Raw genomic sequence first — 19,975 nt, forward strand, 5'->3', positions numbered from 1 at the left:
CGCCCATGCGGACTCTCACCGTGATCGGTGCCGGTCCCAAAGCCGTTGCGGTGGCGGCGAAAGCACACGTCCTGCGGAGCCTCGGCTACGCCGCCCCCACCGTGCGCGCGCTCGATCACCGTGGCGTGGGCGGACATTGGCTGCCCGGCGGCGGGTGGACCGATGGTCGTCGGCGCTTGGACACCAGCCCGGAGAAGGACATCGGATTCCCGTACCGCAGCGCACCGGCGGACGGGGTGAGCGCCGAGATCAACACGCGGATGCAGCGTTTCAGCTGGCACAGCTATCTCATCGAACACGGCGGCTATGCCGAATGGGTCGACCGCGGCCGTCCGACGCCGCGCCACGACACCTGGGCGCACTATCTGCGGTGGGTCGCGCGACGGGTCGATCTCGAACTCGTCGAGGCCGAGGTGGTGTCGGTGTCGGTGTCGACCGATCACCGGCGCTGGCAGCTGACGGCGCGGACCACCACCACCGAAGAGGAACTCGATGCCGACACGGTCATGATCACCGGGCCGGGGCCGGCCACCGCGGTGCTGGTCCCGAATCAGCCACGGGTGCTGAGTGTTTCGACATTCTGGCAGTTGGCCGCCACCCGCTCCCTGCCCGCCGCGGACCGGATCGCCGTCCTCGGCGGAGGGGAAACCGCCGCCGCCGTGGTCGATGTCCTGGCCACCCGGCACGACGGCGCCGGCATCGTCGTGGTGTCGCCGAACGCGACCCTGTACACGCGCGGTGAGAGCTACTTCGAGAGCACCCTCTACAGCGATCCCTCCGGGTGGGCCGAACTGCCTCCGGACGAGCGCCTCGAACTGATCCGGCACACCGACCGCAGCGTGTTCTCCGCGCGCGTCCAGCAGTCGCTGTTACCCGACGACCGGATCCGGCACCTTCCGGGCCGGGTCCGGCACGCCGACGCCGGCCCGGACTCGGTGCTGCTGTCGGTCCAGGAGGTCGGCGGCCGATCGACCGCACACCTCTTCGACCTGGTCGTGGATGCGGCAGGCGGTGATCCGCTGTGGTTCCTCGCGCTGTTCAGCGCCGAGGCACGGGACCTGCTGGAGTCGTCGGCGGGCGCACCGATCGACGAGCCCGGGCTGCGCGCCACCATCGGCCCCGACCTCGCGGTCACCGGCCTGACACCGATGCTGTTCCTGCCCAACCTCGCCGGCTTCAGCCAGGGGCCGGGTTTCCCGAACCTGGGTTGCCTGGGCCTGCTGTCGGATCGGGTGATCGACGCCGTGCGCGCCGCTCCGGCCCTGCTCCCCGACCAGGCAGGTCTGCCCTGACCGCCGCGCGAGGAGGGCTTGCCCGGTCACGGCTTCAGGACACCATCGGGCGGCCGATCAGCGAATCCAGAATGTCGCGGGCCTCGACCATCGCGTCGATCTCGGACGTGATCCGGTTCCGTTCGCGGGCCAGCCCGTCGCGCAGTTCGGGACATGTTCCGGCCAGCACGACGGTTTCGTCGACGACGCACGGCAGGATCTCGGCGATCACCGACGTCGGCAGGCTCGCCGACAACAGGATTCGGATGCGGCGAACGGCGATGACCGCGGGTTCGTCGAATTCCCGATATCCGTTGGGGCGGCGTTCGGGCGCCAGCAGGCCGCATTCCTCGTAGTACCGCAGTGCCCGCACGCTCGCGCCGGTACGACGCGACAGCTCACCGATGTTCACCTGCCCAGATCAGCACGGACTTGACCCTCACGTCAACGTCAGGGTTTAGCGTCGGCCGTATGACGAATATCGACCCGCCTTCCCGCCGCTCCGTCAGCGTGCTCGGCCTCGGCCCGATGGGCCGGGCCCTCGCGACCGCGCTGCTCGCCGCGGGGCATCCGACCACCGTGTGGAACCGCACGCCGGGCCGAGCCGATACCCTTGCCGCACAAGGTGTCCGGGTTGCGGGCACGGTCGACGAGGCGATCCACAGCACCGATCTGACGATCGTGTGCCTGCGCGACTACGACGCGGTCGTCGGCCTGCTCGGCGAGCGGGACCGCGGTGGCCGCACGCTGATCAACCTCACCAGCGGGGAGCCCGCCCAGGCCCGTCGTCTCGCCGAATCGGCTGGGGCACAGGGCATTACCTATCTCGACGGCGCCATCCTCAGCCCGACGCCGCTGATCGGCACCCCGGCGGCGACCGTGCTCTACAGTGGCCCTCCCGAGGCGTTCGCGGCCGTGCGAGGGGATGTCGAGGTGATCGGTTCGGCCGTATATCTCGGCGCGGACATCGGTCGTGCGAATGCCTATGACATTGCGCTGCTGGATCTTTTCGCCACTGCCGTACACGGCGTCGCGCATGCCTTCGCACTCGCGTCCGCCGAGGGGATTCGCGCGCGGGACCTGGCGCCGTTCGCCACCGGCATCGGTGGCATCCTGCCCGAGATGATCACCCGATTCGCGGACCGGATCGACGCCGGGGAACATCCCGGGGAACGCTCCACCATCGCCTCGGCCCATGCGAGCGTCCGCCATGTCATCGCCGCCGCGAAGCGACACGGCATCGACACGGGCGCGCTCGACGCGGCACGAGCGGTGATCGGCAGGTCGATCGCCGCAGGCCACGCCGACGCGGGTCTGAGCAGATTGGCTGTGACACTGCGGATCCCGCAGCCTCGCGGGTGAGATCCGCTCAGCGGTCGTCGCCGTTCTCCGAGATCGATATCGCGAGTGTGGGACACGCGTCGACCGCGGCGCGGACGGTCCGCCAGGAGCTCGGGTCCGGCGCCGGGTCGATCACGGTGGCCAGGTCGTCGTTGCCGACCTCGAAAATGCCGGGGGCGATGGTTGCGCACAGGGCGTGGCCTTCGCACCGGGCCGCATCGATATTGATCTTCATCGTCCCCTCCGGGAGATCGAGCGAATTACTCAGATGTAGAGACCGCCGTTGACGCCGATCAGTTGGCCGGTGATGAAACCCGCACTGTCGGAACACAAGAAGGCGCAGGCGGCCGCGACGTCGTCGGGGGTGCCGGCCCGCCGGACCGGTGTCGCCGGGATGACGGCCTCGATGCCGGGAAAGAAGCCGGCGGCGGTGGCCTGGTGCGCCATCGGCGTATCGATGATCGACGGCGGAATGCTGTTGACCGTGATGCCTTTCGGCGACAGTTCGGCGGCGAGGGCTTTCGTGAGTCCGATGACCGCACCCTTGGACGCCACGTAGTGGGCCATGTTGCGGGCCCCGGATTGTGCGCTCGACGAGGAGATCGTGACGATCCGCCCCCATCCGCTCTCGATCATGTCGGGGACGCTCGCCTGAATGCAGGAAAAGGTGCCGCCGAGATTGACCGCGAGCACCCGGTCCCACTGCTCGGTCGTGATCTCGGTGAACGGCGTGAACTCCTCGATTCCGGCGCTGGTGACGACGATCTCCACCGGGCCGTACTCCGATCGGACCGCACGGACCGCGGCGTCGACGGCGGTCCGGTCGGTCACGTCGACCTCGAAGGCCGTCGTGCGGCCGCCGGCGAAGGCGAGTTCGGCCGCGGCCTTCCGCACGGCCTCACCCTGCCGGTCGAACAATGCGACGGCGTGCGACCCTTCGACCAGTTTGCGCGAGATCGCCAGGCCGATGCCCGAGGCGGCTCCGGTGACGATGGCTACTCTGGAATTCATTGCGCCGGAGTGAATTCGAGGTGCAGCGCGCTGAGTCCGCGCAACACGTAGGTCGGTTCGTAGTGCAGGGTGCGGGCGGTGGCCGGACCGTGCTCGGCGTCCGAGATCCGGATATCGCGCATGCGGTGCAGAATCAGTTCGAAACTGATGCGAGACTCCATGCGCGCCAACGGCCCTCCCGGACAGGTGTGGATGCCGCGGGCGAAGGAGATGTGCTCGCGGGCATTGGGCCGATCGAGTTCGAACACCCCGGGATTCTCGAATCGGGACGGGTCGCGATTGGCCGCACCGGGCAGCACCATCACGATGCTCCCGGCCGGCACGTCCACCCCGCCGATCGTGGTGGCCTCACGGGCGAGCCGGAAATCGGTCTTGACCGGGGCCTCGAGCCGCAGGCATTCCTCGACGAAGCCGGCGATCCGATCCGGGGCCGCGCGCAGGTCCTCCTGCATGCCAGGATTCTCGGCGAGAACCCGCAGACCGGCCGTCATCACCCGCGCGGTGGTCTCCTGACCCGCGGCGAACAGGAAGGACGACAGGTGCACCAGGTCGGCGATCTCCGGCAACGAACCGTCGGGGAAACGCGCGGAAGCCAAGGCGGACAACACATCCGCGCGCGGTTCCCGCCGCCGCTCCTCGAGGTAGGCGGTGAAACGAGTGCTCAGGAACTCCAGCGGATTACCGACCATCATCTCGTCGACGATGGCGCCGGGAGGTGAGGTGTTCGACAACACCTGCCGGAAGGCGGTGTAGTCCTCCTCCGGCACACCGAGCAGATTGGCGATCACCAGCATCGCGAACGGCTGCGCGTAGGTGTGCAGGAATTCGACCTTGCCCTGCTCGACGAATTCGTCGAGCATGCGGTCCGCCTGCACCCACACGAACTCCTCGTTCTCCTTCAACCGCCGGGGCGTGAACAACGCCTTCAGCAGGTCCCGGTGAGCGGTGTGCTGCGGCTGGTCGAAGGTGACCATGTGCTCGTGCAGCGGGAAGGCGGCGCGGTGCTGCTCGATCAGGGCGCCGATATCGGCGCCCTCGGGATCGAACGGCAGGCCCGGGAACGGACCGCTCGGGGCGACGCAGCTGGAGAAGACCTCGTGGTTGCGATACACCTCGACGGCGGCATCGTAACCGGTCACCGCCAGCACGCCGTGATGCGGTTCGCGGACCACCGGGCAGCGGGCCCGCAGGGCTTCGAAGTAGGGGTACGGATCGTCGACAATCGTTGTGTCGGTGAAGAAGTCGATCTCGTCGAACAGGCTCACGACAGGCTCCTGGTCAGGACACAGCATCGGCACGGCCGCCGGACACCGAGGTCTGCTGCGCGCTGCGAGGGTGGTCGGACGCCACCCGTGCTAATCAACCGCTCAGCAATGCTGAACACATGATTAGCATGCGCGGGCCGGAGCGGTCAAGACCCGGGGGCCGGTCGCGGGCCGGGTGCCGGGGCGGCGAAAATCAGTCGCCCACAGCCATTTCCGGTGGTAACTCGCCGAAACGCGCGAGCAGGTCGCGCACGAACGACAGGGTTTCCGGGTGCGCGACGGTCATGCCCAGGGTGGCCTCGAGCGCGATCGTCCGCGACACTCCCGCCATCACGAAGGCCATCACCTCGGCCGGCACGCCGCCGAGATCGACCGGATGCTGCGCCATGATCGTGCGCACGATCTCGATCTCGGCCTCCCGGAACCGGCGCGAGTAGTCGGCCAGGGCCTCCCGGATCACCTCGCGATGGTTGGCCAGTGCCACGAATTCCATGGTGAGCGCGCCGGTGGACGCCGCCTCCAGATCGAATTCCCACAGGGCGCGCAAGGGATTCGCGGCCTTCAGGATGTCCGCCTGCCGCCGCAGGCCGTCCGTCGCGCGCCGCCGGAACACGGCGAGGAACAGGTCGTCCATCGTGCGGAAGTAGTAGTAGACCAGCTGGTACTTCAGGCCCGCCGCGCGCGCCACACTCCGCGAACTGACCGCGGCGTAGCCCTCTTCCAGCATCAGCCGCTCGGCGGCGTCCAGCAGGACGCTCCGATTCTTCGCGTCGGCCGAACCGATCCGCCGCTTCGATTCCATCTGCCCCAAACCTCCGATTCGCCGTCACCGGACATTGCCACGACCGCGGGACGGCCCAGCGACGTCACACCCGGCGCCGCACCGATCCACGCTACCCAGCAACATCGCCACCCGGACGCAGCGGCCGTGACCGGAGCCGGTTCGCCCGCACCGCGGAACCGGGTTCGCTTACGCGCAGCGATCATTCGGGCGCGCTCGCCGACCGGCCGCCGGACGGTGCGAGCACTGTTGACCGGCCGTCTGCATCGTGCTAATCATATGCTCAGCGTGTTCATGCTGAGCACTTGATTAGCACACCATCGACGGATTCGCACCCGATGGTGGTTCGTCCCGAATCAGATGAGATACCCGAGGGATGCAGTCCATGACGGTCGAGCGAAACCGGTTGGCAATCAACGGCGATGAGCACATCGATACCGCACGGGAGCCGGAACTACTTCCCTCGCAACGCATGGCACGATCGGCGCGCGAATATCTGCGCCGGCATCCGGTCGCGGCGTTCGAGACCGTCGGCGGCCAGTTCGTACTCGGTGTCCGCAGCACCCGGTACCTGGCGCTGGACCTGATCCGGGGACGTTTTCCGGTGGAGGAGTTCGTCCGGCAGGCGGCGTTCATGGCGTCGGCGGCGATGCTGCCCACCATCTTCGTGGCGCTGCCGATCGGCGTGACCCTGTCCATCCAGTTCGGCCTGCTGGCCGGGCAGGTCGGCGCCACGTCGCTGGCGGGCGCGGCCAGCGGGCTGGCCGTGATCCGCCAGGGCGCACCGATGGTCGCCGCGCTGCTGATGGCCGCGGCCGTCGGCTCGGCGGTGTGCGCCGACCTCGGATCCCGCCGGATCCGCGACGAGATCGATGCCATGGAGGTGATGGGCATCTCGGTCGTGCGCCGCCTGGTGGTGCCCCGCTTCGCGGCGTCGATCCTGGTCAGCGTGTCGCTGACCGGATTCGTCTGCTTCGTCGGATTCCTCGGCGGCTATCTGTTCAACGTCTTCGTGCAGCGCGGCGCCCCGGGCAGTTTCGTCGCCACCTTCGCCTCCTTCGCCACCGTCGGCGATCTGGTGCTCGCGGTCGTCAAGGCGGTCGTGTACGGCGCCATCGTCGCGGTGGTGGCCTGCGAGAAGGGATTGTCGGCACGCGGCGGTCCGGCCGGGGTCGCCAATGCGGTGAATTCGACGGTGGTCGCCTCGGTCCTGCTGCTCATGCTCGTGAACGTCGCCTTCACCCAGCTGTATCTGCTGCTGTTCCCGAGAGCCGGTCTGTGACATGGGCGCGACCTACCATCCACACGGAACCCGTTATGTATCCGGCACTTTCGAGGCAGCCGCGCGCGGCTTCATGCGGCAGGGACACATCGCGACCTTCTTCCTGCACGCGGTCACCTCGATCCCGCTCATGATGCGCCACTACCGCAAGGAATTCCTGCGCCTGCTCTCGGATGTGACCTGGGGCAACGGATCCATCGTCGTCGGTGGCGGCACCGCCGGGGTGATCATCGTGCTCGGCGGTGCCAGCGGCGCGATCATCGGGCTGGAGGGCTACAACGCCCTGCACCTGCTGGGCATGGAACCGGCGGTGGGCCTGATCGCGTCCACCGCCGCGACCCGGGAGGTGGCGCCGATCATGGCGTCGCTGGCCTTCGCCGCGCAGGCCGGCTGCCGGTTCACCGCGCAACTCGGCGCGATGCGCAACTCCGAGGAGATCGACGCGATGGAGTCGGTCGCGATCCGGCCCATCCCCTATCTCGTCAGCACCCGGCTGGCGGCCTCGGTGCTCGCGGTGATCCCGCTGTATCTGGTCTGCCTCGGCGTGAACTACGGTGTCGTGCAAACGATCGTCAGCGTCTCCGGTGGCCTGTCCGGCGGTACCTACCAGCACTACTTCACGCTGGTGCTCAACGGTCCCGACATCGCCTACTCGGTGCTGAAGGCCGTCGTCTTCGTGGCCATCACCTCGACGATCCAGTGCTACTACGGGTTCTATGCCGCAGGCGGACCGCAGGGCGTGGGAGTCGCCACCGGCCGCGCCATGCGTGCCGCCATCTCCGTGATGATCGTGGTGAATCTCCTTCTGACGGTGGCGATCTGGGGAATCGGCGCCAGTGCACGGCTGGGTGGCTGACCGATGCTGATCCTGTTCGACACCGACGGCCGCGGGCCGTCGGGACGTGCGCTGGTCCTGCGCGGAGTGGCGATGCTGGCCACCGCCGCCCTCGCGGTCGGTGTGCTGCTGCTGAAATCCACCGGCACCTTCGAGTCCACCGTCCCGGTCACCGCGGTACTCGCGCAGCTGGGTGACGGACTGCCCGCCCGCTCCGACGTGAAATTCCGTGGCGCGCTGGTCGGTACGGTCGACGGCGTCGACCCGGGCGCGCACGGCGAACCGAATCGGGTCCGGATCGCGCTGGATCCGTCCTTCGCCGAGACCATTCCACGCACCGTGACGGCGCGGGTGGTGCCCAGCAACGTCTTCGCCGTCTCCTCGATCCAATTGGTCGACAACGGCCCGGCCCCCGGATTGCGGCCGCACGACCTCATCCCCCAGGACCACAGTCTGTCCACCGTGCAGCTGCAGACCGCGCTCACCAAGTTGCGCGAAATCATCGCGGCGACAAGCCGACTCGGCAGCGACACCACCGTCGGCGTGCTGGCGGCCGTCGCGCAGGCCACCGACCGCAAGGGAGCCACCCTGCTCGACGCCGGCCGGCAACTCGACGAGATCGTCAACCGGCTCGACACCCTGACCACCCCCGACGGCGGGCCGTCCACGATCACCGAACTCACCGAGGCGGTGCGCGGACTCGACCGGGCGGCACCGGATCTGCTCGATGCCCTGCACCACACGGTCGTCTCCGAACGCACCCTGGCCGAACAGGACGCCGGCCTGGTTCGGCTGCTGGCGGCGGGCAATTCCACGACCGCCACCGTGGCCGGCGGCCTGGACCGGCACGCCGACGAGCTGGTCACCGCCAACCGGCAGATGGCGCCGGTCCTCGACGTCTGGGGTGCGGGCAGTCCCTCGTTCAGTGAGATCGTCGAGGTGATCACGCGCCTGTCCGGCAACTTCACCCGGGAGTTCTGGAAGCGGGACCAGAACGTGGGCCTGGGTAAATTCGTCCTGGAGCTCACTCCGCACGATCTGTACACCCGCGCGGACTGCCCCCGCTACGGCGCGCTGGCCGGAGCCAGTTGCCGCACCGCACCGGAATCGGTACCGACCCCGCAGCTTCCGGCCGCACTCGCGTCGCGCACCTATCCGGCGCCCGATCCGGCTGCGGCGCAAGCCGATCCGCTGAGCGCCATCCTCGGCGGCGATCCGGCCGCGACCGAATCGCTGCTCGCACAGATCCTCGCCGCCACCACGCCGCCGGGAGGACCCCGATGAGATACCGCCGCCCGCTGTTGGGCCTCAGTGTCTTCCTGGTCGTGGCCACGGCCCTGCTGTGGATCACCTTCGACACCCTCGATCGCGGTGTGAACGGTTCCACCCGAACGTATTCCGCCATTTTCAGCGATGTGTCCGGACTGCGTTCCGGCGACGACGTCCGGATGGCGGGGGTCCGCGTCGGCCGGGTCGACCACGTCGACCTGGACGGCGCCGACCGCGCCGATCCGGACGGCGTCCGGGCGAAGGTCACCTTCCGGGTGCAGGCCGATCAGCAGCTGTTCGGCACCACCCGGGCCTCGATCACCTATCAGAACGTGGTGGGCCAGCGCTATCTCGGCCTGGCTCCCTCGCAGGTCGGCAACCCGGCGGCATTGCCCGCGGGCGCGGTCATCCCGCTCGATCACACCGATCCGTCGTTCGATCTGTCGGGCCTGCTGAACGGGTTCGAGCCGCTGTTCGGTGGCCTGGACACCGCGCAGGTCAACAATCTCACCGACGCCCTGGTCAAGGCGTTGCAAGGGGACAACGGCTCCCTCGCCGCGCTCGTCGCCCAAACCGCCTCGCTGGCACAGTCACTGGCCGGACCGGATCAGGTGCTCGGCGCCATCATCGCGAATCTCGACACCGTCGTCTCCGGACTCTCCGGCCGCAGCGCCGGATTGCAGACGGTGCTGACCCAATCACGCACGCTCATCGACGGATTGAGCCGTCACCGGGACGAACTGACCGGCACCCTCGATCGGGTCGCCGTGCTCACCGGACAGGTCGGCGCCGTGATGGACTCCGCCGAACCGCAATTGAACGACCTGCTGCATCGCGGGCCCGGTTTCACCGCGCACGTCAACGCCGACAAGGACGCGTTCGCCTATCTCGGCTACAACCTTCCCCCGATGTTCCAGGGTCTGGCCCGGGTCACCCAGGAAGGGGCCTATCTCGACATCTACCCGTGCACCTTCGACGTGACCCTGGTTCCGGCGTTGTCGACGGTGGTCGCGACCATCGTCGCCGCCGCGACCCCGTCCGGCACGGTTCAACACTCCGCGATGTGTAGGTGAATCATGAACTCTCACAACTACTTCCGCCGGACGATAGCCGTCGTCCGCCGTCCCCTGGACCAGCATCGCAAGAGCTCGCTCGGTGTCACGGCCATGATCGCGCTGGTCGCGGTGCTCGCCGTCGTGGTCGTGATCAATTCCTGGGGGCCCGGGGATCGGCGCTACGACGGCGAATTCGCGCAGGCGGCCGGGCTGCGCGCGGGTGATCCGATCACCGTCGCCGGCGTACCGGTCGGCACCGTCACCGGCGAACGCCTCGACGGGGACCGCGTCGTCGTCGGCATGCGGATCCGTGACTCGGTACACCTCGGACGCGACACCCGGGCATCGATCAAGCTGACCACCCTGCTCGGCTCCCGCTACGTCGAATTGCGGCCCGCGGGTGCGGCCGACCTGCCGCACCAGCGAATTCCGCTGGCGCAGACCGCGGTTCCCTACGATCTGCAACAGGCCCTGCAGGACGCCACCGTCACCTTCGACCAACTCGACACCCGGCAACTCGCGGCCTCGCTGAACACCGCGGCCACCCAGCTGGCGGGGCTGCCCGAGGTGCTACCGGACATGCTGCGCAACATCCAGTCGCTGGCGAACATCCTGGGCCAGCATCGGGATCAGCTGAACTCGCTGCTCACCGGCACCCAGCGGTTGACCGCGCTCGTGTCCGCACAGGAGCAGACCCTCTCGGCGGTGGTCGGGCAGGGCCGAGATCTGTTGCAGCAGATCGTTGTTCGCCGCGACGCCATCGAGAAGCTGATGGCGGGCACCACCCGGCTGGTCACGCAGCTGCGTACCCTCACCGTCGACGACCGGCCGGGGCTGGACCGGCTGCTCGCCGGGCTGAACGGCTTCCTCGGCAGCCTCACCGCACACGACGATCTGATCCGCAGCTTCCTGCAGATACTTCCGATTCCGGTGCGCAACTTCACCAATGCCACCGGAACGGCCAACGAACTCGAGGTCACCGACACCGCCGGTCCCCTCATCGACTCGTTCATGTGCGCGCTCAGCGGCCGCGCACAGCAACTGAATCTGCCGCAGTACTTCGAGGACTGCAAATGAGAGCGTCCACCATCGTCGGATCGCTGCTGGCGCTGGCGCTGAGCGTGGTCGCCGGTTGCTCCGGTGACGCCACCGGCCTCACCCACCACAACCACACCGTCACCGCCTCGTTCGACAGCGGCGCCGGACTGTACGTCGGGAATTCGGTCGCCGTACTCGGCATGCCGGTCGGCAAGATCACCCACCTCGAGCCACAGGGCACCCGGGTGGAGGTCACCATGGAACTCGAACCGTCGGTCCGGATCCCGGCCGACGCGACCGCGGTCACGGTCTCCACCTCGGTGCTCACCGACCGGCACGTCGAATTCACGCCCGTCTACCGCGGCGGCCCGGCGCTGGCCGACCACGCGCACCTGGGGCTCGACCACACCCGCACCCCCGTCGAATTCGACAAACTGCTCGGCGTGGCCGACCGGATGGCCGGGCAGCTCCAGGGTGACCGGCCCGGCGACGGACCCGTCGCGCGCCTGCTCGCCACCGCGGCGGCCACCACCACCGGCAGCGGTCCCGAGATGAAGGCCACGCTCGACGCCCTGGCCCGGGCGCTGGCCATGGGCAGCGACGGCGGCGCCGAAACCCGCGGCAAGATCACCGATATCGTCGACCAGCTCGCGCGCCTGACGAATGCCGCCGCACAGCACGACCAGGAGATCCGGCAGTTCGACACGGCCGCCGGTCAGATGACCGACCTGCTCGCCGATCTCGATCTCGGCAGTGGCACCACCGGAACCGCCATCGACGACCTGATCCGGCAGGCCACCGACCTGCTCACCCAGGATCGGCCGGCCATCGCGACGACGGTCGGCGATTCGGCGGTCCTCCTGCGCACGCTGGCCGACTATCGCGACCAGCTCGCGGAGTTCATCGATCTCAGCCCCCTGCTGCTCGACAACGCTTATGCCGCAGTCGATTTCCAGCATCACGGCGTCCGAGCCCATCCACTGCTGGAGAAGATCGTCTTCGACAGCCAGCTGGTGAAGGAGGTCTGCAACTCCCTCGGGCTGCGCCAACTGGGCTGCGCCACCGGCACATTACAGGATTTCGGGCCCGATTTCGGTCTCACCGCGATGCTCGAAGCTATTGCGAGGCAACAGAAATGACAACCAGTTCGCTCAGAGTGGCGATGGCCGCCGCGTGTGCGGCCGCCGTCGCCGGCGCGGGCAGCGGCTGCGGGGTGGGCCTGGATCGGCTGCCGCTGCCGGCCCCCGGCCCCGGCAGCGGGACCTACACGATCCACGCCGAGTTCACCAATGCCCTCAACCTGCCGGCCCGGGCGAAGGTGCGCCTCGGCGGCGCCGACGTCGGCGACGTCTCGGGCACGGCGGTGCACAACTTCACCGCCGTGGTGACCATGCGGATCCGGCACGATGTCGTGCTGCCGGTGGGCAGCCACGCCGAATTGCGCACCGCCACACCGCTGGGCGACGTATTCGTCTCGATCAGCCCACCGGCGGACGCCACCGCGGCGACACCGGATCTGCGCGACGGCGACCGCATCCCACTGGATGCCACGTCGGCCGCGGCCACCATCGAGGAGGTCCTGACCACCGCATCGCTGCTGGTCAACGGCGGCGCCGTGCGCAACCTCACCACGCTGGTCAACGGCCTGGGCAAGGCGGTCGGCAACCGCGGCGACCAGGTCGCCGACCTCATCGCCGACACCACCCGGCTCGTGCGCGCGCTGGCCGACCGCTCCGCGGACATCAAGGCCGCGCTGAACGGGATCGACCGGCTCATCGGCGTGCTGTCCGCGCAGCAGAACACCCTGAACGACTTCGTCGACGCGACCGGACCGGCTATGACCACGATCGACCACAATGCCCGGCAGGCCCTGACACTGGTCCGGCAGATCGACGCCATCACCGGCGATCTGGAGAAACTGCCCGCCGTCAACGGCAGCGAGGCCTCCGGCATCATCGCGAATCTCAACACGATCTCGCGCGAGCTCGCCGCCGCGGCCCACGATCCGAAAGCCAGCCTGAACACCCTCAACGGCGTGATCGGCCCGGTCACCAAGACCACCAACGGCGCCGCGGCCCACGCCGACGCAGAATGGTCCGACCTGGCCGTCGGCGCCCTGCCGGACCCGGCCCACCCCGGCGACACCTCCGGCAGTCATATCCCCGACAGCACGGACTGGCAGGCGTTCGTCGGCAGCCTCACCTATACGCTGCTGCGGCTGCGCGACCGAGCGACCGGACCCGGCCGATGACCCGCCGTCCGGAACCCCGGCCCGGCCTCCCCCGCCGGTGGCTGCTCGAGCGTCCCAGCGAAATACTGCTGACGGCAGGCGATTTCGCGAAGCGGCGGCGACTGGCCGGATCGGCCACCGGGCTGGGCCTGGTCTTCGTCCTCGGCCTGCTGTACATGACCTTCGGCGCGCTGGGCGTCGACCCGACCGCTCGAACCACCACGGTGCGAGTCGAACTCGCCGATTCCGGCGGGCTGCTGCCCGGCCGGGCCGTCGCGCTGCGGGGCGTGCCGGTGGGTAAGGTCCGCTCCGTCGAAATCACCCGCGACGGAGTCGTCGCCGTCGCCGAATACGATGCCGCCACCCGGATTCCGGCCGACGGGCAGGTGAGCGTGAAGACGCTGTCGATGGCCGGTGAGCAGTATCTGGACTTCGAACCTGACCGCGATTCCGGCCCGTATCTGACCAGCGGCTCGGTCGTACCGGCCGACCGCACCTCCACACCGGCCCCGCTGTGGAAGACGCTGGCCTCGATGGACACCATGCTGGCCCAGATCGATCCGGCCCAGCTGGGGGGCATCATCAAGGAACTGGGCATCGGCCCGGCCGGGCCGCGGAAGCTGGCCCAGGTGATCGACGGCGGCACCTTCCTCATCGCCACACTGGACTCGGTCCTGCCCCAGACCGTCGGCCTGCTGCGGGACAGTCGCACCGTGTTCACGCTCGTCGCGGACTCCGGCCCCGGCCTGCAACGAGCCGCGAGCAACACCGATGCGGTGATGCAGGGCGTGGCGAAGATGAACGGCGGCTTCGGCACCCTGGTGGATACCACCCCCGCCATGTTGCAGGTGATGGACGGCCTCATCGCCGACAACTCCCCGACCATGGTGCAGTTGCTCGGCAACCTCCTCACCGTCGGTCAGATGGCCTACGTCCGCATACCCGCGTTCCAGGAGTTCTTCTTCCCGCAGGGGCGGGCGGGATCCACGCTCGGCGCCATCGCGGACGAGGCGATCCACGACGGCGGGATCTGGGGAATCGTCAGCCTCTACCCGCATCCGACCTGCGATTACGACCATCCGCGATCACAGCCGTCGCGACCGGACTTCCCCGCGCCGTATCTGTACACCTCCTGCCCGGACGACGATCCGTCGGTCCTGATCCGCGGCGCACGCAACGCCCCGCGCCCGCCCGGCGAATCCGACCCCGCGGTGGCGCCACCCGGCCACGAACAGGACCGAGCGGGCGAGGTCCCGACCGGCCCGCAGTCCTTCCCACTCACCTACGGCGGACCGGCATACGGCGACCCGCCGAAGTGATCCAGCGAATCACGAGGAATCCCATGAACGATATCGACACCGACGTGCACACGGATGCGAAAGACGAGACGGCACAACCCGATTCCGATTCCGCGGAGCCGGAACGGCGCCGCACCACGGAAATCCGGGACCGGCGGCGGCTGCCGTCCGGGCGCGGCGTCCGCCGCGCCGCCGCCGTCCTGGTCGTCGTCGTCGCGATCGCCGCGACCACCCTCGCCGCGATCTTCGGCTGGAAACTGAAGCAGCACAACGATATCGACTCCGCGTCGCAGGCTGCGCTGACCGCGGCGCGCAGTTACGCGGTGACCCTGACGAATGTGGACGCGAACAATCTCGACGGCAACTTCAAGGCCGTACTCGACGGCGCCACCGGCGATTTCAAGGATATGTACACCCGCTCCAGCGGCCAGTTGCGGCAGCTGTTGCAGGACAACAAGGCCAGCGGCAAGGGAACCGTCCTGGACGCGGCGGTGAAATCGGCCACGACCCGGAAGGTCGAGGTGCTGCTGTTCATCGATCAGACCGTCACCAACTCCGCCTCCCCCGACGCCCGGGTGGACCGCAGCCGGGTGGAGATGACGATGGACCTCGTCGACGGCCGCTGGCTGGCCAGTCGCGTGTTCCTGCCGTGAAAAGGAAGAACGTGGATTTCTCCTACTCCGACGAGGCCGTGCGGTTCCGCAAGGAAATCCGCACCTGGCTCGCGGCCCATCTGACTCCGGACGTGATCGCCGCCGGGAAACATCGCGGCACCGACCCCTACGCCTTCGCCACCCTGCTCGCCTGGAACGCGAAGATGGCGGACGCGGGCTGGGGCGCCGTCGCCTGGCCTCGCGAGTACGGCGGGCGCGAGGCCACGCCGCTCGAGCAACTCGTCTACGCCGAAGAGACGACCCGGGCGAAAGTCCCGGTCCCGCTGAATATCATCGGGATCAACAACATCGCTCCCGCGATCATGCAGTACGGCACTGCGGCACAACGGCACGAGCTGCTCCTCCGCATGCAGCGCGCGGACGACATCTGGTGCCAGGGCATGTCGGAGCCCGAGTCCGGATCCGACCTGGCGTCCCTGCGGACCCGCGCGGTGCGCGACGGCGATTCGTTCGTCGTCACCGGGCAGAAGATCTGGACCTCGCTGGGCCACCGCGCCGACTGGTGCCAGCTCTACGTGCGGACCGACCCCGAAGCGCCACCGCACAAGGGTATTTCGTGCCTGATCGTGGACATGTCGCTACCGGGCATCGATGCCCGGCCGCTGGTCACCCTGAACGGCGACGCGGATTTCGCCGAAGTCTTCTTCGACGAGGTGCGAGTACCCGCGGACGCACTGCTCGGTCCGCTCGACGGCGGCTGGCAGGTCGCGGCCACCACCTTGAGCCACGAGCGGGCGGGTGCGGCCCGGCTGTACGCCGAGATGCGAGTTCGCCTGCTGGACTTGGTTTCCGATCTCGGGACCACCGAGATCAGCGGCCGCGTGGCGACCGACGATCCCGCGGTGCTGCGCCGTCTCGGCGAACTCGACGTCCGGATCGCCTGCCTGGAGGTGCTGTGCAAGCGCGCGATATCCGCCGGGCTGCACGGCGGTGACGGTTTCGCCGACGCGAGCCTGGCCAAATCGGTCTGGGGCGAACTGGGTCAGGATCTGGCGGAACTGGCGTTCGACACGCTGTGCGAGGACGGCGCCACCGGACCGTGGGCCGACTTCCGCCTGACCGCGCGAGCGCTGACCATCGCCGGTGGCACCACCCAGATCAACAAGAACATCACCGCCCGCCGCGTCCTGGGATTGCCACGATCATGAACCTCGAACCGACCGCCGAACAATCGGCCCTGCGCGAGACGACCCGCCGGTTTCTCGCCGATCAGGCGACCGTGGCGGATCATGTGCGTCCCCTGCTGAACGACCCGACCGGCATGACCGACCCGGTCTGGCGGGGTCTGGCCGCGATCGGTGCCACGGCCGTGCTGGTACCCGCCGAGCACGGTGGTCTCGGCCTGTCGATGGTCGAGGCCGCGATGGTCGGCGAGGAGTTCGGCGCCGCGCTGCACCCGGGCCCGTGGCTGTCGAGCGCCGTCGCCGCCACCAGAGCCCTGCACCGGTTCGGCGCCACCGACCCGTACGCCGGCCTCGCCGCGGGGACCACCATCGCGACGGTCGCCCTCCCGTGGGCCGGCGCCTCGGACCTCAGCCACGAACGCGACGGCGCGGTGCTGCACGGAGTGCTCGACGAGGTACCCGACGCCGCGGCCGCCGACGTCCTGCTGGTGGCGGCCGAGCACCACGGGCCCGCGGTCCTCATCGCCGTGCCGACCGCGTCACCGGCCGTCCGGATCGAGGCCCGGAGCGGAATCGATCAGAGCCGCAAGATGTTTCGGGTGACCCTCGACGACGCACCGGGTGTGGTGCTCGCCACCGCGGACTACGACGTGGTCGCGGCGCTGACCGACGACGTCCTGGTCGCCGGCGCGGCCGACGCGCTCGGCGCCGCGAGCCGACTACTGGCCATGACGCTGGACCACGCCAAGACGCGCCGGCAGTTCGGACGGCCCATCGGCGGCTTCCAGGCTGTGGCCCACCTCTGTGTCGACATGTACGAGACGGTCGAACTCGCCCGCAGCGCGGTGATGTACGCCTCGTGGGCCGCGGACGCCGCCGATCCCGCCGAGCGCCACCTCGCCGCACTGCGAGCCAAGGCCCTCTCCGGCCGCCTGGCCGGCGTGGGCGATCAGGCCATCCAGGTGTTCGGCGGTATCGGCTACACCTGGGAGCACGACGCACACCTCTACCTCAAGCGACTGCTGAGCTACAGCCGCCTGCTGGGCAGCCCCGATCGCTACCTGGAACGGGTCGGCCGGGAACTGGTGCGCAGCCACGAGACGAGCAACCGGACCGGGATGTGAACACCTGCCGCCGCCGCATGGCCGACCCGTGAGCCGCGTCCGGACGGTCCGCCGATCGGCGGAGGCACCGGCCCGCCGATAACCGGAGACGCGGCCGCGCTCGCCGTCCCGGTGGAGAACGTTTGCCCGACAAGGTGATTCAGGTGCCGGGGAGCAGTTCGGCGACGAGTTCCTGCACGAGTGCACGGATGTCGTCGCGGATCGCCCGGACGGTGGCGATGTCCTGACCGGCCGGGTCGCGCAGTGTCCAGTCGCGGTACTCGACGCCGGGGAAATACGGGCAGGTGTCGCCGCAGCCCATGGTGACGACCACGGTGGAGGTCGCGACGGTATCGGCGGTGAGGATCTTCGGCGTCGCGGTGGTGATGTCGATGCCGACTTCACGCATGACCGCGACGGCGGCGGGATTGATCCGGTCGGCGGGTTCGGTACCGGCGGACCGGACCTCGACGGCATCACCGGCGAGCGCGGTGAGGAAGCCCTGAGCCATCTGCGAGCGTCCGGCGTTGTGGACACACACGAACAACACGCTGGGTGGGGTGGAAGTCATTGCGCAGCAAGTTCTTTCAGTCAGCGGTGGCAGGCTCGGCGACGGCGGTCCCGGCGACGGCGGTCTCCGTCCCGGCGGTGGCAGTGGCGGGGTTGACGGCGGCGGTGGTCCCGGCGGTCCGGGTCCCGGTGGTGGCGGTCTCGGCGGTGGCGTCGGCGACGGCGGTAGTTCCGTCGGTAGCGGATGGCGTGGGGTAGCAGAGTGTGGCTATGGCGAGGCCGAGTAGTGCGCCGAGCAGTTGGGCGGCGATGAACGCGGGGGCGGAGGTGGGGGCGATGCCGGCGAAGCTGTCGGTGAACATGCGGCCGATCGTGACGGCGGGGTTGGCGAAGCTGGTCGACGAGGTGAACCAGTAGGCCGCGCCGATCCACGCCGCGACCGCGGCCGGGGCGACAGCGGTGCGGCCGGTGCGGGCCAAGGCGGTGACGAGCGCGATCAAGCCTGCGGTGGCGACGATTTCGCCGAGCAGGTGCCCACCCGTGACGCGGTGGTGCGCCGAGATGTGCACGGCGGCCTGATCGAACATCGCGTCGGCGACGACCGTGCCCGCGACCGCACCGCCGGTCTGCGCCGCGATGTAGGCAACGGTGCCCGCGAGACCGGCCAGGGTGCGGCGGCCGGTCAGCCAGTCGGCCAGTGACACAACCGGATTGAGGTGAGCGCCGGAGACCGGTCCGAACAGCAGGATCACCACGGCCAGCCCGAGGACGGTGGCGGTGGAGTTCTCCAGCAGCTCCAGACCGGGCTGACCGGGCGACAGCTGCTGTGCGGCGATACCGGACCCGACGACGACCGCGACCAGCACACCGGTACCAATGAACTCGGCCAGCAGCGCTCGCCCGGTGGAGGTCAGCCGCAGCACTGCGCACCCGAGGCGACGGCAGCGGCCTTCGTCTCGGCCGAACAGCATGCGCTCTCGGCCGTGGTGGTGGCCGGGCCGCAGCAGGCCGTGACCGCAGCACCGGCGAATTCCGGTGCGGCGCCGAAGGTCTCGCTGTCGGCCAGGACCGTGTACACCTCCCAGCGTTCGCGGTCCGGGGCGGTCACCCAGACCTTGTCCTGGGTGGCGAAGCAACAGGTGGTGGCGATCTGTTCCTCGGTGAACATGCCCGCGTCCGACAGGCGCGCGATCTCGGCGTGGACCCGGCCGGAGGTCTCCACTTCGACGCCGAGGTGGTCGAGGGTGCCGCCGGAGCCGGGGTTCTCCAGCAGCACGAGCTTCAACGGGGGTTCGGCGATCGCGAAGTTCGCGTAGCCGGGCTCGAGCTTGGCCGGTGCGGTGCCGAACAGGGTCGAGTAGAACGCGATCGCCCGGTCGAGATCGTCGACGTTGAGAGCGAGCTGCACACGGGACATGGCCGAACCTCCACAGTTGTGAGACATATATCGAAAAGCTTGGCGAGTGCCGAGTCTGCCACCTTTACGACATATGTCAATACCTGCGGGTAGAGTCGGTCACATGCCCAAGGCACTGCCCGTGATCGACATGTCCGCCCCCGTCTGCTGCACGCCCGTCGCCGCCGCCCCGGTCGACGACGCCGCCGCGCTCGAGGTGGCGCTGCGGTTGAAGGCGCTCGCGGATCCGGTGCGGGTGAAGCTGGTGTCGCTGCTGTTGACCAGTCCCGCGGGTGCGGAGAACAGCGGGGACCTCGCGGCGGCGGTCGGCGTGTCGGAATCGACTGTCTCCCACCATCTCACGCAGCTGCGCAAGGCCGGCCTGGTCGACTCCGAACGCCACGGCATGAACGTGCTCCACCGCGGCCGCCGGGACGCGCTCGCCGCGCTGTGCCGGGTCCTGGACCCCAACTGCTGCACGTGAACTCGGCC

Annotated in this window: 22 protein-coding genes; 14 read left to right on the forward strand and 8 right to left on the reverse strand. The window is 69.1% G+C overall.

Annotated features, from left to right (window positions below):
- Window positions 1–5 precede the first annotated feature (5 nt).
- Window positions 6–1,292, forward strand: a complete 1,287-nt coding sequence (locus tag G361_RS0111820; RefSeq protein ID WP_019927289.1) for a SidA/IucD/PvdA family monooxygenase — start codon at window positions 6–8, stop codon at window positions 1,290–1,292.
- Between the two features lie 34 nt (window positions 1,293–1,326).
- Here G361_RS0111820 and G361_RS0111825 read toward each other — a convergent pair whose 3' ends face one another.
- The gene (locus G361_RS0111825) at window positions 1,327–1,683 is read right to left on the reverse strand and encodes a MerR family transcriptional regulator (RefSeq protein WP_026343404.1); all 357 of its coding nucleotides are present in this window, start codon (window positions 1,681–1,683) and stop codon (window positions 1,327–1,329) included.
- A 59-nt stretch (window positions 1,684–1,742) separates the two neighbouring features.
- Here G361_RS0111825 and G361_RS0111830 point away from each other — a divergent pair, with 59 nt between their 5' ends.
- Entirely contained in the window at window positions 1,743–2,633 is an 891-nt protein-coding gene (locus G361_RS0111830) for an NAD(P)-dependent oxidoreductase (RefSeq protein ID WP_036494108.1), read from the forward strand.
- 7 nt (window positions 2,634–2,640) lie between these two features.
- Here G361_RS0111830 and G361_RS0111835 read toward each other — a convergent pair whose 3' ends face one another.
- The 4 genes from G361_RS0111835 to G361_RS0111850 all read right to left on the reverse strand — a co-directional run bounded on the left by G361_RS0111835 (window position 2,641) and on the right by G361_RS0111850 (window position 5,690).
- The gene (locus tag G361_RS0111835) at window positions 2,641–2,847 is read right to left on the reverse strand and encodes a ferredoxin (protein ID WP_019927292.1); all 207 of its coding nucleotides are present in this window, start codon (window positions 2,845–2,847) and stop codon (window positions 2,641–2,643) included.
- Between the two features lie 29 nt (window positions 2,848–2,876).
- The gene (locus G361_RS0111840) at window positions 2,877–3,623 is read right to left on the reverse strand and encodes an SDR family NAD(P)-dependent oxidoreductase (RefSeq protein WP_019927293.1); all 747 of its coding nucleotides are present in this window, start codon (window positions 3,621–3,623) and stop codon (window positions 2,877–2,879) included.
- Complete coding sequence (locus G361_RS0111845) at window positions 3,620–4,888, reverse strand: cytochrome P450 (RefSeq protein ID WP_019927294.1); 1,269 nt, start codon at window positions 4,886–4,888, stop codon at window positions 3,620–3,622. The genes G361_RS0111840 and G361_RS0111845 overlap by 4 nt, the downstream gene beginning before the upstream one ends.
- 193 nt (window positions 4,889–5,081) lie before the next feature.
- Complete coding sequence (locus G361_RS0111850; protein ID WP_019927295.1) at window positions 5,082–5,690, reverse strand: TetR/AcrR family transcriptional regulator; 609 nt, start codon at window positions 5,688–5,690, stop codon at window positions 5,082–5,084.
- 451 nt (window positions 5,691–6,141) lie between these two features.
- Here G361_RS0111850 and G361_RS0111855 point away from each other — a divergent pair, with 451 nt between their 5' ends.
- Genes G361_RS0111855 through G361_RS0111905 form a run of 11 tightly spaced genes read left to right on the forward strand, consistent with a single transcriptional unit; the run spans window position 6,142 to window position 17,598 of the window.
- Entirely contained in the window at window positions 6,142–6,951 is an 810-nt protein-coding gene (locus G361_RS0111855; protein ID WP_026342952.1) for an ABC transporter permease, read from the forward strand.
- A 1-nt stretch (window position 6,952) separates the two neighbouring features.
- Window positions 6,953–7,807, forward strand: a complete 855-nt coding sequence (locus tag G361_RS0111860) for an ABC transporter permease (RefSeq protein WP_019927297.1) — start codon at window positions 6,953–6,955, stop codon at window positions 7,805–7,807.
- Between the two features lie 3 nt (window positions 7,808–7,810).
- Window positions 7,811–9,070 carry an MlaD family protein gene (locus tag G361_RS0111865; protein ID WP_019927298.1) on the forward strand — a complete coding sequence of 420 codons (1,260 nt, stop codon included), beginning with the start codon at window positions 7,811–7,813 and terminating at the stop codon, window positions 9,068–9,070.
- Window positions 9,067–10,128 (forward strand): MlaD family protein, encoded by a 1,062-nt coding sequence (locus G361_RS0111870; RefSeq protein ID WP_019927299.1) that lies wholly within the window; start codon window positions 9,067–9,069, stop codon window positions 10,126–10,128. The genes G361_RS0111865 and G361_RS0111870 overlap by 4 nt, the downstream gene beginning before the upstream one ends.
- Before the next feature lie 3 nt (window positions 10,129–10,131).
- A complete protein-coding gene (locus tag G361_RS0111875; protein WP_036494109.1) occupies window positions 10,132–11,187 on the forward strand; it encodes an MCE family protein in 1,056 nt (351 codons plus the stop codon).
- Window positions 11,184–12,287, forward strand: a complete 1,104-nt coding sequence (locus G361_RS0111880; RefSeq protein WP_019927301.1) for an MCE family protein — start codon at window positions 11,184–11,186, stop codon at window positions 12,285–12,287. The genes G361_RS0111875 and G361_RS0111880 overlap by 4 nt, the downstream gene beginning before the upstream one ends.
- Complete coding sequence (locus tag G361_RS0111885; RefSeq protein WP_026342954.1) at window positions 12,284–13,399, forward strand: MlaD family protein; 1,116 nt, start codon at window positions 12,284–12,286, stop codon at window positions 13,397–13,399. Before G361_RS0111880 ends, G361_RS0111885 begins: the two co-directional genes overlap by 4 nt.
- The gene (locus G361_RS0111890) at window positions 13,396–14,697 is read left to right on the forward strand and encodes an MlaD family protein (protein ID WP_019927303.1); all 1,302 of its coding nucleotides are present in this window, start codon (window positions 13,396–13,398) and stop codon (window positions 14,695–14,697) included. The genes G361_RS0111885 and G361_RS0111890 overlap by 4 nt, the downstream gene beginning before the upstream one ends.
- Before the next feature lie 23 nt (window positions 14,698–14,720).
- Window positions 14,721–15,329, forward strand: coding sequence for a hypothetical protein (locus tag G361_RS0111895; RefSeq protein ID WP_019927304.1), 609 nt, complete (start codon window positions 14,721–14,723; stop codon window positions 15,327–15,329).
- Window positions 15,330–15,340: 11 nt separating this feature from the next.
- On the forward strand, window positions 15,341–16,498 hold the full coding sequence (locus G361_RS0111900) for an acyl-CoA dehydrogenase family protein (protein WP_026342955.1): 1,158 nt from the start codon (window positions 15,341–15,343) through the stop codon (window positions 16,496–16,498).
- The gene (locus G361_RS0111905) at window positions 16,495–17,598 is read left to right on the forward strand and encodes an acyl-CoA dehydrogenase family protein (RefSeq protein WP_019927306.1); all 1,104 of its coding nucleotides are present in this window, start codon (window positions 16,495–16,497) and stop codon (window positions 17,596–17,598) included. The genes G361_RS0111900 and G361_RS0111905 overlap by 4 nt, the downstream gene beginning before the upstream one ends.
- A 139-nt stretch (window positions 17,599–17,737) precedes the next feature.
- On the opposite strand, the gene G361_RS0111910 is transcribed toward G361_RS0111905, so the two are convergent.
- From G361_RS0111910 to G361_RS0111920, 3 genes are read right to left on the reverse strand one after another with little or no spacing between them, the layout of a single operon-like run.
- A complete protein-coding gene (locus tag G361_RS0111910) occupies window positions 17,738–18,148 on the reverse strand; it encodes an arsenate reductase ArsC (protein WP_036494110.1) in 411 nt (136 codons plus the stop codon).
- Between the two features lie 16 nt (window positions 18,149–18,164).
- Window positions 18,165–19,010: an aquaporin gene (locus tag G361_RS0111915; RefSeq protein ID WP_019927308.1), complete on the reverse strand. Its 846-nt coding sequence runs from the start codon at window positions 19,008–19,010 to the stop codon at window positions 18,165–18,167.
- Window positions 18,998–19,504, reverse strand: coding sequence for an ArsI/CadI family heavy metal resistance metalloenzyme (locus tag G361_RS0111920; RefSeq protein ID WP_019927309.1), 507 nt, complete (start codon window positions 19,502–19,504; stop codon window positions 18,998–19,000). The genes G361_RS0111915 and G361_RS0111920 overlap by 13 nt, the downstream gene beginning before the upstream one ends.
- Window positions 19,505–19,607: 103 nt before the next feature.
- Between G361_RS0111920 and G361_RS0111925 the strand changes: the two genes are divergently transcribed.
- Window positions 19,608–19,967, forward strand: a complete 360-nt coding sequence (locus G361_RS0111925) for an Rv2640c family ArsR-like transcriptional regulator (RefSeq protein ID WP_019927310.1) — start codon at window positions 19,608–19,610, stop codon at window positions 19,965–19,967.
- The last annotated feature ends 8 nt before the right edge of the window (window positions 19,968–19,975 follow it).

The sequence above is a fragment of the Nocardia sp. BMG111209 genome (assembly GCF_000381925.1).
GTDB lineage: Bacteria > Actinomycetota > Actinomycetes > Mycobacteriales > Mycobacteriaceae > Nocardia.